Annotated in this window: 9 protein-coding genes; 5 read left to right on the forward strand and 4 right to left on the reverse strand. The window is 55.2% G+C overall.

The window, feature by feature from the left end:
* Positions 1-1,382 precede the first annotated feature (1,382 nt).
* Together B1748_RS28640 and B1748_RS28645 are read right to left on the reverse strand one after the other, a co-directional pair.
* Complete coding sequence (locus B1748_RS28640; RefSeq protein WP_087571379.1) at positions 1,383-2,198, reverse strand: hypothetical protein; 816 nt, start codon at positions 2,196-2,198, stop codon at positions 1,383-1,385.
* A gap of 50 nt (positions 2,199-2,248) precedes the next feature.
* Positions 2,249-4,264 carry a M1 family metallopeptidase gene (locus B1748_RS28645; RefSeq protein ID WP_087571380.1) on the reverse strand — a complete coding sequence of 672 codons (2,016 nt, stop codon included), beginning with the start codon at positions 4,262-4,264 and terminating at the stop codon, positions 2,249-2,251.
* A 126-nt stretch (positions 4,265-4,390) separates the two neighbouring features.
* On the opposite strand from B1748_RS28645, the gene B1748_RS28650 reads away from it, so the two are divergent.
* A complete protein-coding gene (locus B1748_RS28650) occupies positions 4,391-4,912 on the forward strand; it encodes a YwhD family protein (RefSeq protein ID WP_087571381.1) in 522 nt (173 codons plus the stop codon).
* A 205-nt stretch (positions 4,913-5,117) separates the two neighbouring features.
* On the opposite strand, the gene B1748_RS28655 is transcribed toward B1748_RS28650, so the two are convergent.
* Positions 5,118-7,577 carry an asparaginase domain-containing protein gene (locus B1748_RS28655; protein WP_087571382.1) on the reverse strand — a complete coding sequence of 820 codons (2,460 nt, stop codon included), beginning with the start codon at positions 7,575-7,577 and terminating at the stop codon, positions 5,118-5,120.
* A 20-nt stretch (positions 7,578-7,597) separates the two neighbouring features.
* Positions 7,598-8,992 (reverse strand): asparaginase, encoded by a 1,395-nt coding sequence (locus B1748_RS28660; protein WP_087571383.1) that lies wholly within the window; start codon positions 8,990-8,992, stop codon positions 7,598-7,600.
* Positions 8,993-9,323: 331 nt separating this feature from the next.
* Between B1748_RS28660 and B1748_RS28665 the strand changes: the two genes are divergently transcribed.
* From B1748_RS28665 to B1748_RS28680, 4 genes are all read left to right on the forward strand, one after another.
* Complete coding sequence (locus tag B1748_RS28665) at positions 9,324-9,878, forward strand: sigma-70 family RNA polymerase sigma factor (RefSeq protein WP_179215882.1); 555 nt, start codon at positions 9,324-9,326, stop codon at positions 9,876-9,878.
* Positions 9,875-10,453: a hypothetical protein gene (locus tag B1748_RS28670; RefSeq protein ID WP_087571385.1), complete on the forward strand. Its 579-nt coding sequence runs from the start codon at positions 9,875-9,877 to the stop codon at positions 10,451-10,453. Before B1748_RS28665 ends, B1748_RS28670 begins: the two co-directional genes overlap by 4 nt.
* An 88-nt stretch (positions 10,454-10,541) precedes the next feature.
* Positions 10,542-11,753 (forward strand): hypothetical protein, encoded by a 1,212-nt coding sequence (locus B1748_RS28675; protein WP_087571386.1) that lies wholly within the window; start codon positions 10,542-10,544, stop codon positions 11,751-11,753.
* Positions 11,750-12,448, forward strand: a complete 699-nt coding sequence (locus B1748_RS28680; RefSeq protein WP_087571387.1) for a hypothetical protein — start codon at positions 11,750-11,752, stop codon at positions 12,446-12,448. Before B1748_RS28675 ends, B1748_RS28680 begins: the two co-directional genes overlap by 4 nt.
* The last annotated feature ends 326 nt before the right edge of the window (positions 12,449-12,774 follow it).

Below are 12,774 nucleotides of genomic sequence, written 5' to 3' on the forward strand. Positions count from 1 at the left end.
GTGGAGAGGGCTACCCGGTACTTTATGGTGATGCAGTGAATGCGATCAATGGAGTCGGTGCAAAGTAAGAATGTTAAATGTGAGAGTTCAGTGAGAGCCATGCGCGATTTTGGGAGGAGAAAAGGGAGGCTGGGCAAAGATAAAGGGAAAACCTCCCACTAAGGACTCCGATATCGGTAGAACGGGGTGTATAAAAGGAAAAACTCCCAATAAATTTGCTGGATCCCCAGCATAGTCGTAAAAACCAAAGGAATAGAGGGAGGTTTTCCTCTAAAGTTGGATAAAAGAGTTTAAATGGCCGAAATAGAGGGAGGAAATCCTTCTAATCGACTTGTCAGGTAGGTAACTCGTCCACGAAATCGTTGACAAGCTGGCAAGGGGGTGGTGGGAGCAGTATGCAAGCGAGACAACGCATGCAGAGTCACGGATTTGTCGCCACGTCGCATACAGAGTCTCAGATTCGGCTCCACGTCGCATGCATAGTCCCGGATTTGGCACTACGTCGCATACAGAGTCTCGGATCTGGCGCCATGTCGTGTGCAGAGTCTCGGATCTGGCACCACGTCGTATGCAGAATCCCTGATCTGGGGCCACGTCGCATGTAGAATCCCGGAGCTGGCATCACGCCAACTCCGGGATTGCGGCTACCAGTGATCTAGACAAGAAAAGCACATTGAGGCTGTCAAACTAGACAAGCGACCGAACTCAATCAACTCAACTCAACCAACCAACCAACCTCAACCAACCAACCTCAACCAACCTCAACCAACCTCAACCAACCTCAACCAACGTCAACCAACGTCAACCAACGTCAACCAACGTCAACCAACGTCAACCAACGTCAACCAACGTCAACCAACGTCAACCAACGTCAACCAACGTCAACCAACGTCAACCAACGTCAACCAACGTCAACCAACGTCAACCAACGTCAACCAACGTCAACCAACGTCAACCAACGTCAACCAACGTCAACCAACGTCAACCAACGTCAACCAACGTCAACCAACGTCAACCAACGTCAACCAACGTCAACCAACGTCAACCAACGTCAACCAACGTCAACCAACGTCAACCAACGTCAACCAACGTCAACCAACGTCAACCAACGTCAACCAACGTCAACCAACGTCAACCAACGTCAACCAACGTCAACCAACGTCAACCAACGTCAACCAACGTCAACCAACGTCAACCAACGTCAACCAACGTCAACCAACGTCAACCAACGTCAACCAACGTCAACCAACGTCAACCAACGTCAACCAACGTCAACCAACGTCAACCAACGTCAACCAACGTCAACCAACGTCAACCAACGTCAACCAACGTCAACCAACGTCAACCAACCCTACCCCACCCTACCCAGCCAACCGTATTCCTCACTTCGTCTGCAGACATTCGAATTGTGCCGCGATCGTCCATACCTTTAGCAAAGTTCGTACGAGGTAATAACACTGGTGGACGATGATCGCAATGAGACCGGCCCAGAGAAGCGACATGCTGCTTACGACGAGACCAAGCGCGCCCGCAATGCCCCACATGAGCAGGGAAAGACCGGCGAAGGGCAGGAATAACCGGACCGAACGCCATAAAAAAGCGAAAATGTTCTCTCCGGAGACGGCGCCGAACTGCATCGCGAGGAACAACAGGTGCAGCAGCGCGCCCCAAGCGGCCCAGGCCAAGATGCCGGGCAGCAGCGCGAGCGCCAGCTCCTCGTAGGAAGCGCTGCGGATGAGCGCCTCCAACCCGCGCGGTACAAACCATACGCTAGGCAGTAGGGTGAGTACAGACTGCACCAGGTAGAGAAGCGCGATCGGCCGCCATGTCCGGCGCACGCCTTCGAGAAAGCGTGTCTTGCCCCCGGCTGATCGGGACTGCTCGCTAAGCGAGTAGAGGATGCCGGCATTGAACAGCGGCGTCAGCAGCATGCGCGCAAGGAACAGTCCTCCGAGCATCCAGAGGTAGGGCACTACGAGATCTGTTTTGAACAGCTGGATCTGCGCTTCGGTTATGAAATGCCGCATGACCGCTTCGGATGAGCCGGAATGGGGCAACCGCCGCAGGATAGGCGCAATGGTGCCGTCGATCGCGCGGTATAAGAAGAAGCCCCACGCGAATTGATAAAGGAACAAAAGCAGCACCAGGTGGAAGTGTCTCAGCGCCAGCTTCCAGCCCTGCGTAATATGAGTCTTCATCGTTAATCGCTCCTTGCGTGCGAAGGATAGGTTTGTTGCTCCGGGGGCGGCTACCAGCCAATCGCGCCGAGCAGGCCCTCCACCAGCTTAATGGCTGCCAGGCTCCAGCGTGTACGCGACTTGCTCGGCAGCTCTGCCATCATGAAGTTGTTGATGAGCTTGTTATCCAGCACGTTGCTCTGATCGGGATCGACGGTGACGGAATGGAGCGGGAATTCCGAAACCTCGGTGTACTGAATATGCGTCTCGGAATTCGACCATTCTCTGGTGATCGACGAGCCATCGGTAAAATGGAAGACGATCGGCACGGGACCGGTCAATCCTCCGTTGCGCTGGATGAGCACCGTGGATTCGTACATCGTTCCGCCGTCCTGCTGAAAGGGCTGAACCTGAATGGCTTCGACGGAAACGTCGGCCATTCCGCTGTTGTAGACGTATTGGTTGAAGTAGTCCGTCCATTTTGCCTTCGTGACTTGTTCCACTACCCGCTGGAAGTCGCCGGTGGTCGGATGCTTGAATTTATACTTCTGGAAGTAAGTTCGCATAATCCGCTCCATCAGCTTCTCGCCGACCTTGTTCTCGATATCCACGAGCACAAGCTTGGCCCGCATATAGACATTCTCCGCGTATTGGCCGGAGTCGTCGTAAGCCCACGACGGCTGCTTGAGCGGAGCGGGATCCGTCATATAGCTGGCTTCCAAACGAAGATTTGGCGTTATGCCGTACGTGGCTTCCATCACTTTGTCTTCGGCGTAGGAGGTGAAACCTTCGTCCAGCCAGGCTTCTTCGAATTCATTGGAAGCGACCATGCCGTACCAATATTGATGGCCTATCTCATGTACGACCGTCCGCTCCAGATCGTAGCCCGGGTTCGCATTCATGGCTCCGAAGGCCGTGATCAACGTTGGATACTCCATGCCCCCCGCGCCGTTTGCTCCGGCAGGCGGAACGACGATGGAGAGGGTGTTGTACGGGTAGGAGCCGTACCAGCGGGCATAGTTCGACAGAGCCGACTTGGCGGCGTGGAAGTAACGCTCTTTGAGCTCGGCATGCAGCGGATCGAGATAAAGCTTGATCCGTACGCCGGGAATACCTTTGTCAGAATGGACGGTCTCCTCGTAGACGAAGTCGGGAGAGGCCGACCATGCGAAGTCGTGCACGTCTTCCGCATAGAATTGGAAGATCTTCTTTCCGTCCTTCGTCACGACCGGCTTGGTCTGGAAGCCTGTGGCGGCAACGATATGAGTTTCCGGAACGGTAATCCGCACGCTGTATATGCCGAAGTCGCTGTAAAATTCCGAGTTGCCATGATACTGGTGGACATTCCAGCCTTCGCTCGTCCGACCGCGCATGCCGACGGTTTCGTACACGGCGAGCTTGGGAAACCATTGGCCGGCCATAACGAAATCTCCGGAGTATCCCATTCGCGCGAACACCTCCGGAAGCTTGACCTCGTAGCTCATCTTAAGCGTCACCGACTTGCCCGGGGCGACCGGTTCCGGCAGCTTGAGGCGAACGAGCGTATAGTCGTTGACGTTGCCGTCGTCGGGCTGCATGTATTGCAGTCTGGGAAGAAGGCTTTCGCCCTCCAGCGTCTCGAGCGTGAGCAGCTCGATGTAGCTGCGGCTGTTCAGCGTTGCCTTGTCCTGCCGCAGCTTGCCGCCGGATTCCGTCATGAAGGTGGTCTTGGGGGACTGGAAGGCATTAGGATACAGGTGGAAATAAAGCTCCGATACGGCCTTGTGCCCGGGGTTCGTCCAAGTAACGTCCTGCACGCCGTCCAGATGCTGACCATCCTCGCGCAAGGTGACGTTGATATGGTATTCGACGACCCGTTTGCTCAGACTTTCCGGCTTTGCGGGCAGGTTATTGTCCGGCTGCTGGACAACTTGCGGCTTGGCCGAATTTGCGGCAGGCGGAGCGGCCTTGGAGGCGCCGGCGGCAGGGGCGAAAGCGAATGTATACTGCGATTGCCAAGCGTTCCCGAAGCCGAATTGCACGGATATGACGAGCAATAAGGCCGCGAGCAAACCGAATATTAACCGTTTGACATTGCGTGGAGTCATTGAACGTTTCCCTCCCGTTGACAAGCATCTAAGGCATGTATATGTTTGCAATTCCAAGATTATTAGCTAAAATGGAATTATTGTCTTGAAGGTTAACAACCTCTTGAACGGGAAGGTGGGATAAGCGTGACGGAGCAAGGGAATACGCCGGAGCAGCCGGCGGCGAAAGAAAAGAAATCCTTGTCGCTCAACGTGGTGAGCAACAAAAAACATAAAGGCTTCGGCGCGGGGTCAATCGACCTTAGCGATGTGGCGTGCGTGATGATCGACGAAGGCGTCGCCTATATCGACGTTGGCATTATGCATGCAAAGAGCAAGGTGGAACGAGGCATCAAGTTCACCCCGAACAAGGAGGATACGCCGAACGGTCGTCCGTGCTGGATCGTGTGGGTCGCCGTCGATCGTAACGAAGAGGGTTCCTATTACGCGGGCGTTACTTCTTGCGAGATGCTGGTCGATACGGAAGCGAGGCGGGGCTGGAAGATTCTTGCCGATCATGTAAATCGTCTGGATTATGCGATCAAGCGCCGCTACATGCTGGAGAATCTCGGAGAAAACGAAAAGGCGGCGCTGCGCAAGCTTCTTGTCGAGCATAACGCGGAGTGGTGGGATCGCTCGCCGGAGGAACTGAAGGAGAAGCTTCAATAAGAGGGTATGACCGACAAAGAGATGACTTCGGTCGAGATCTCTCCGGGGAACGGCCTCCGGCTTGAAGGGCAGGTACTACTTGGCGAGCAAGCATAGCTTGCGGGAACCGTCGGTCATGCCGTGTTGCCGCATCGAATTCCTATCCTAATTAAACAAGCTGTCCCGGCCATAAAGATGGCCGGGACAGCTTGTTTTGTGCGTATTGCTACTTGTCTGACTTCAGCATAATTAGAATGGCGGTGACGGCTTCGGCTCTGGTCGCCGTCCCTTGCGGGACGAAACGGTTGCCCGAGCGGCCATGCAGAATGCCTTCGTCAGCCGCGGACTTGACGGCTCCAAGCGCCCACGAAGGGATCGCTGCGTTATCCGCAAAGCTCGTTGCCGCGGTTCCGCTTGTCGGAAGCGAAATCGCTTTGGCGATCATGGTGGCCATCTCGGCCCGATTAATCGTGGCGCCAGGCCTGAAGCTACCGTCCGGATAACCTCCGACAATGCCGAGTTGCAGCGCTTGGGCGATAGCTGTCCGAGCCCATGGGCCGATCGCGGAATTGTCCGTGAAGGCGAGCGCCGCTCCGCTCTCTTCCGCTTGCAAGGCGTTCATCAGCATGACGGCGAATTCTGCGCGGGTGACGGTTTTCTCCGGCTTGAACGTGCCGTCGTCGTAACCCTGCACGATGCCGGCGGCTGCCGCTTCCTTAATCGCTTCTTCCGACCAGTGGCCGACGATGTCCGTGAAGGAAATTTCCGGTTCCGGCGCCGTCTCGTTGTCTACGACGAATACCGCGAATTTGGTAAAGTGATCGGTTTGAGCGGTGATGGTGTCACCTTCGACGGTGCCTCCGATTTCAACCCATTGCTTCAGCTCTTCGTCGAAGTAGAAGATGGAGGCTTTCTGTCCTTCCTTCACGAGAGAAGGGTCGAACTTAAAGGTTAATGTGACGGGTACAAGGAAGTTGCCGATACGGTCCTTTAACAGTTCGTAGACCGACGTTGCCAGGTCTCCCGGCTGGCTGCCCGGTACCGTAGAGTTCAGCAGCTTCTCGATGGACATCTTTGTTTCGCCTTCGGTCGCGCCTTTCGGCACGTTCAGCGTTATCAGTTGCCCGAGAGACAGGGAGCCTCCGTTAGCCGGTTGAATCATTCCTTCCGTCTTGGTAATCGGCGTTGTCGGGCCGCCTGGCAATGGGACGGAATCCGTAGCGAACGTGCCCGTCAAAGGCGCGCTCTCGAGACCGCTGTTATCGATGGCTTTGACCGTATAGGAATAGGAGGTTCCCGGCAACAAGCCGCTCGCAGAGTAGGATGTGGTTGTCGCGGAGAGGCGTGCGATCGGTACATCTTTGCCTGTGACGTATACCGAATAGCCGTTAATTCTCTCATCGTCCAATGCTAGCGGCCAAGCGAAGGTGATGTTCGTTGTGGATCTGCTCTCCAGAGTCAGCGCGCTGCCGTCTGCCCATATCGGCGCTTGCTCCAAAGCGGATGTAATGTCCTGCGTTCCTACCGTCTCGAACCAATTTTTGATCGTGTTGAAATCGCTGGAGAACGCGAGCGACAGCATCAACATGATGCGCGCGTGCTGAGGATTCAGGTTGTCGGCTGCAACAATGCCGTTGCTGCTGCCGGAAGTAGAGCCGGAGCCCGTTCGCGTTGTAGAAGCGAATACGACGCCGTGATCCTGGATGGCTGCGCTGCGGGCCGCGCTCATTTTGCTAGAAATGCCTCCTGCGCCGGTGCCGGCCGTAACGATTCCCTTCGCGCCGTCCTGTACCAGCGCCCGGATCGCGCCGCCGCCGGCTTCCTGGTAGTTATAGACGATCTCTACGACAGGGAGCGCCGACTTTGCTATGGTGCGCAGATCGAACGGAGTCGCCCAATCCGACTGTCCGGCCTTCATTGCGCGAGCGGTAAGGCGATAGATTCGTACGGCGGGATCATCGACATAGCCGATCGCGCCGAACATCGGCGTTTCGAATGTGTCCATGCGGTGCGAGTTGGACTTTGTCACTTCGCGTGCCGTATGGATGACGTCGTTGAGCATAACGACAGTGCCGAACCATTGGGTCTTATTGCTGCCCGCCACCTTGATGGCTTGATACAGGTTGGCAGGGCCGTCTGTGCCGATTACATCCCAAGGGCGCATCGCCCCGGTGACGACGACCGGCTTCGGACTGCGCACGGTCAGATCGAGGAAGTAGGCGATCTCCTCCATTGTATCCGTTCCCGTCGTTACGACCGCGCTGTCGTAAATCTCCAGCGCCGCATCGACCGCGAGAGAGAGGTCGTACAGCTCTTGCATCGTGTAGCCGCCGGAGCCTTTGTTGCCGAATTGGTACGAGGATACGTCGGCGGTCTTGTGCACGGGCAGATCGCCGAGCAGCTTCTCCATCGTATAAGTACCGGCCGAATAGCTCTGGAAGCTTGTGCTGTTCGAGGCTTTGCCGGCAAGCGTGCCTCCCGTTGCGACCACGATAACATTAGGCAGAGGCGATTCGATATGCGCCTGCGATAGGGCCGGTATGTTGAAGGTGGGCAATGAGGGAGGCGCCGCGTCCGCTGCGCGTGCCGGGCCGGGACTTGAGGCCAGCAGCGTGGCGAGGAGCGAGGCGACCAGCAGCGGAGCAAGCAGCTTCCTTAGCGTCTTGTTGGTTTCGAATATGGTCATGACGGCTTACCTCCCCCTTTTTATGGTGTCGTTACGAGTTCTGGCGCTTCAGGAGCGGCAGGGGCTTCAGTTTCTTCCGTAGCCGCAGGCGCCTCCGTTACCTCAGGCGTAGTTGCGGGAGTAGGCTCAAGAGCAGGTTCTGTTGCGACCGGCTCGGTGACAACGGGCTCCGTTGCTTCGGGCTCATCGACACTCGCCGTCAAAGCGGTGTTCTCATCGACGGAAATTTCCACGTCTTGCGTTCCGAAGGTGGAGAACCAGCCGCGGATTGTGTTCGCGTCACTGGAAAATGCGAGCGAGAGCAGAAGCAGCATACGCGCATGTTGAGCGTTCAGGTTATCGCCGGCGATCGTATTGCCGCTGCCGCCGTACATCGTGCCGGACCCGGTTCTTGTCGTTGTTACGAACATGACGCCATGATCCCGGATAGCTGCCGTGCGGGCCGCGCTCATCTTGGAAGAAATGCCGCCAGCGCCCGTTCCGGCCGTTACGATGCCTTTCGCGCCGTCTTCGACGAAGCCGCGAATCGCGCCGCCGCCTGCTTCTTGATAGTTATAAGCGATTTCGACGATCGGCAGGCTGGTCTTCTCGATCGTTTTCAGATCGAACGGCGAGGCCCATTCCGGCGTGCCTGCTTTGAGCGCTCTTGCCGGTGCGCGGTAGATACGAACCGCAGGGTCGTCTACGTAACCGATCGCGCCGAACATTGGCGTCTCGAACGTGTCCATGCGATGCGAATTCGACTTCGTCACTTCGCGAGCCGCGTGGATGACGTCGTTTAGCATAACGACGGTACCGAACCATTTTGTTTTGCCGCTGCCCGCGACCTTGATGGCTTGATACAGGTTGGCGGGACCGTCCGTTCCGATAACGTCCCATGGTCTCATGGCGCCAGTGACGACGACCGGCTTCTCGCTGCGTACGGTCAGATCGAGGAAGTAGGCGATCTCCTCCATCGTGTCCGTGCCTGTTGTTACGACCGCCCCATCGTATAGTTCGAGAGCGGCATCCACGGCAAGCGACAGATCATACAGCTCTTGAATCGTATAGCCGCCGGAGCCTTTATTTCCGAATTGGTAAGAGGATACGTCTGCTGTCTTATGCAGAGGCAAATCGCCGAGCAGCTTTTCCATTGTATAAGTGCCGGCCGAATAACTTTGGAAGCTCGTTTTGTCGCCGTTGCGGGCTGCGCCGGCAAGCGTGCCGCCAGTAGCTACCACGATGACGTTGGGGAGAGGAGAAGTTTGATGCGCTTCGGATAACGCCGGGATGTCGAAAGTCGGAAGTGGGATAGGCTCGGCAGCATTGACCAGATTTCTCCAGGTGAATGTACCGATTGCACCTGCGACGAGCGCGAATGCTAGAATAGAGATCAATACCTTTTTGCCAATCATTTTCCCGACAGTTTGTGTCATGTTATCTCTCCTTTTAAGTAATGAGTATAAGGATTCCTCGGTAAAATCGTAATTTATGTTAGATAATATGACAAATATAAAAGTGGGGTAATAAAACGCATACATGATAAAATATCTTATTCATGCTTTTTAATTCGTTTCCATTCATAGGTGAATCAATTTGCTGGTAATTGCAAAATTAAATATAATCCATGAGGGTAACGTCACTAAAGTTAACATTTTAACAAATTATAATTTTTTTGGAGAAGCGCAGGGTTTCCTGCAGTGGCTGACGTCTATATAAGCGGGAAGGGAGGAGAGCGACATTCACGACGAAGCGTGGATCAAGGCTGTGCGGGACGGCGGGCCCGAGCATTATCGACCGTTCGTGCAGGCTTACGGAACTTATATCTATCACACCGTTCACGCCGTGTTGCAGTCGCCGCATGATGCGGAAGACGTAACGCAGGAAGTGCTTATCCAGATCTACCGTTCCCTCCCGAATTACCGTATGGACGGATTAAAGAGCTGGATCACCCGCATCGCGGTCAATCGAGCTATCGATTACAAACGAAGCAAGGCCAGAAGGCCGGAGCAGCTGTCGGGAGCCGGCGAGGAAGCGCTGCAGCGGGCAACGTCGGTGACTCCGATCGGCATGCTGGATGCGACGCCCTCCCCCGCTGCCGAGGATGTAGCCATGAAGCAGGAGTGGAGCAGAGCCTTGCATGAGCGGGTCGGCGGCATGCCGGAGCATTATCGCGAGGTGGTCGAAGCCTTCTACATGGAAGAGAAAAGCTATGAGCAAATCGCGGCCGAGACAGGTCTGGAACGCAAGAGTGTGGAGTCCCGGCTGTACCGGGCGAGAAGCTGGATGAGGCGACACTGGCGGAAGGAGGATTTCGAATGACAGAGAACGAAATGCGACATATATCGACCGAAGTCATGAGAGGTTACGCGAGAGGGACTCTCGGAGAAGCGGAACGTGCGCGCGTAGATGACGAGCTGCTGGTATGCGACCGTTGTCTGGCGTTATTTATGAGCATGTTGGGTGACGAGGCGGATGCGGGAGGACCAGGCAGCGAGATGCAGCCGATGCTGGATCTGTCGGCAATGGAGGAGAAAGTGATCGCACAGTTGGCGGGATCCTCCGAACGGCAAGTTAAAGTGCCGGTTCCAATGCCGAAGTCTGCCGCCATGAAGCCGGTCGAGCCAAGGCGAAGAAGCATGGAACGGCGACCCACTCTCATGCAGAGGCCAGTCGTGCAATATACGATAGCCGCATCGGTTACATTGCTGCTGCTCGCTTCCGGAGCTCTTGCGGATTTTACACGCGGACTGGAGAAGCTGGATGAAAGCCAGCTTGCCATGCCTGCGCAGCCTGATGCCGAAAACGCTTGGCGTGTCGAGCCTACCTGGTCTGACGAGTTAGTCCAGCGTACGGGAAGTTGGCTGGAAGGCATTCAGGCTTCGCGCTTTAAATAAACGATTGAAGACAAGAACAGCAAGTGTAAAAGGTTTGATTATTCCAGTTGCGATATTTTTGAAGGAAGCAGAGAGGAGATGAGTTGTGATGGTGCGCAAGAGCAAGGCTGCGGCATTTTTTCTGTCGTTTATACCGGGAGCGGGACACGCGTATTTGGGCAGACCTTTTCGTTGTTTGATATACGCGGGTTTATTCTTCGGCTTGATCGGCCTGGGTATATTGATTCAAATTGCGAACGGAGGTTACGAGTCGGATGCCTTCATGATGATGATCATATTGGCTTTCGCGGCAGCTTTCATCAATATGCTGGATATGATTTTTACGTTAATTTCCGGCAAGGCCCCGGGGCTGCAAGGGAATCCCCCCGTTTACGGGGATGGCGGATATGCATACGGGCCGCAGGCTAATGGCGGCGAGGGTTACGGCGGCGCCTATGGCGGTCATGGAGGTCGGCTGGACTACGCGCAGGAGCAAGAGAAATCAAAGACGATTATGTTGTCCGTCATTCCGGGGCTTGGCCATATGTTCCTCGGATTGACGCAGCGCGGCATTACCTTCCTTATTTCGTTTATCGGGTTGTTCGCGATTATCGTGTTCATTAGCGCGGTGATGGGCTCCGGTGCAATTTTGGTCTTCCTGCTGGCGCTGCCGGTCATCTGGATTTACAGCATGTTCGACGCCGTTCAATTGCTGCAGGCGAAACATCGGGGAGAACAACTGCAGGACAAATCGTTGTTCGAGGGCTTCGAGGCGCATATCGGTTCCGGCCATAAAAATAAAGTGCTCACCATCGCCCTGTCCATTTTCCCGGGTGCAGGTCACTTATATCTGGGCTTGCAGAAGCGGGGGCTTCAATACATGGGAGGGTTCCTGCTGGCCATCTACGTCATGGATAATTTAAGGCTGTCGCTCTTCCTGTTCCTGCTGCCGCTTTACTGGTGCTTCGCGTTCTTCGACGCCCTCCAGCAGATTGGCCGTTACGAGCGCGGCGAGCTAAGCGACGAGCCTCTGCTGCCGATGTTCGTGCCGTACCAGCGTTGGTTCGGAATCGCGCTTCTTGGCTTCGGGGCATACTTCCTCGTAGACCGTATCGTGATGCGGGCGCTCAACGAGCGTTTTCCGGTTATCGTTCGCGAGTATTTGATGTACAAATATATGTTCCCGACCGCGATCATCGCGTTCGTCATGATCGTGTTGGGCCTGCGTCTTGCCTTCGGAAGCAAGAGCGTGCTCGGCGCGGTCATGCCGCCGGAACGCGATTTTGCGGGACGGGATAAAGAAGGAGGGGACGGACGATGAACGCAATGAATATGCCGCCGATGCCAGGCTCTCCATCCGCCGGAGCGGCAGAACGAGGGCTCCGGACATGGCGGGTCGGCTCGTTATCGATGGGCATTACGTTAATTTTGATGGGGACGGCTTTCGCCGTTTCCCTCTGGCAAGATACGGAAGCTTACGAGTTGCTGCTATGGGTCGCTCCCATCGTATTTGTCCTGTTGGGCGCGGAGCTGCTGATTCATCTGAAAATGTCCGGAAGCCGCGATACCGTCGTCCGGTACGACTGGATCAGCGTCTTCTTTGTCGGTCTGATCGGCGCGGCTAGTCTTTTGCTTGCTCTGTTAATGTCGACGGGCGTCTTCGACGAGCTGCGCTCCGGATTGCAGATGACGCAGCGCACGGCATACGTCGACACGGAGGGCGTCGCCATCCCGGCTGAAGTGACCAAGGTCATCGTCCAGGCGACAGACGGCGTGACGTTAAACGAGACGGAAACTCGCGAAGCCCATCTTATGGGACAAATTCGTTATTGGTCGGAGGGGCCGATCGCTTCTATTAACGACGATATCTGGCGGACTAGGGTTGTCGGGGATACGATGTACATCGTGATCGGAACAGTCCCCCGCAGAGACGGAGGGTTCGTTACCGACGCTGTAAGACCCATGCTAATGCTTGCGCTGCCGAAGGGCTTGCAGGTGGAGAGGCAGAACTACTAAAGAACTGCTAAAGAAATACTAAATGGGCAGCCCGGCAAGGCCTCGACCATAGAGGTTTGCCGGGCTTTTTGTTGTTTGTTTAGGACACTATGTAACTCTAAAACTTGTGAACAAAAATTAAGAAATCTAACAGACACCAGCGACGCTATTTGTTCGATTTTTAACCTCGACCAAATCTAACGGACATAACATAGTCACTATTCGGTGGCAATCAAGCCCAAATAACACTCTGATGATGCCAATAAGGCTGTCTATGAGGCTGTCGATTCATTGTGAGTAACTGAGGTGAAACGTTCTGCTTTCGCTAACGGACCTCAGAGTCTCTA

Source organism: Paenibacillus sp. MY03, from assembly GCF_002165585.1.
GTDB classification, from domain to species: domain Bacteria; phylum Bacillota; class Bacilli; order Paenibacillales; family Paenibacillaceae; genus Pristimantibacillus; species Pristimantibacillus agaridevorans.

Coding starts and splice junctions, on each gene's coding strand:
- B1748_RS28640 (WP_087571379.1), bottom strand. CDS start 2,198: ATGAAGACTCATATTACGCAGGGCTGGAAGCTGGCGCTGAGACACTTC.
- B1748_RS28645 (WP_087571380.1), bottom strand. CDS start 4,264: ATGACTCCACGCAATGTCAAACGGTTAATATTCGGTTTGCTCGCGGCC.
- B1748_RS28655 (WP_087571382.1), bottom strand. CDS start 7,577: ATGACCATATTCGAAACCAACAAGACGCTAAGGAAGCTGCTTGCTCCG.
- B1748_RS28660 (WP_087571383.1), bottom strand. CDS start 8,992: ATGACACAAACTGTCGGGAAAATGATTGGCAAAAAGGTATTGATCTCT.
- B1748_RS28670 (WP_087571385.1), top strand. CDS start 9,875: ATGACAGAGAACGAAATGCGACATATATCGACCGAAGTCATGAGAGGT.
- B1748_RS28675 (WP_087571386.1), top strand. CDS start 10,542: ATGGTGCGCAAGAGCAAGGCTGCGGCATTTTTTCTGTCGTTTATACCG.
- B1748_RS28680 (WP_087571387.1), top strand. CDS start 11,750: ATGAACGCAATGAATATGCCGCCGATGCCAGGCTCTCCATCCGCCGGA.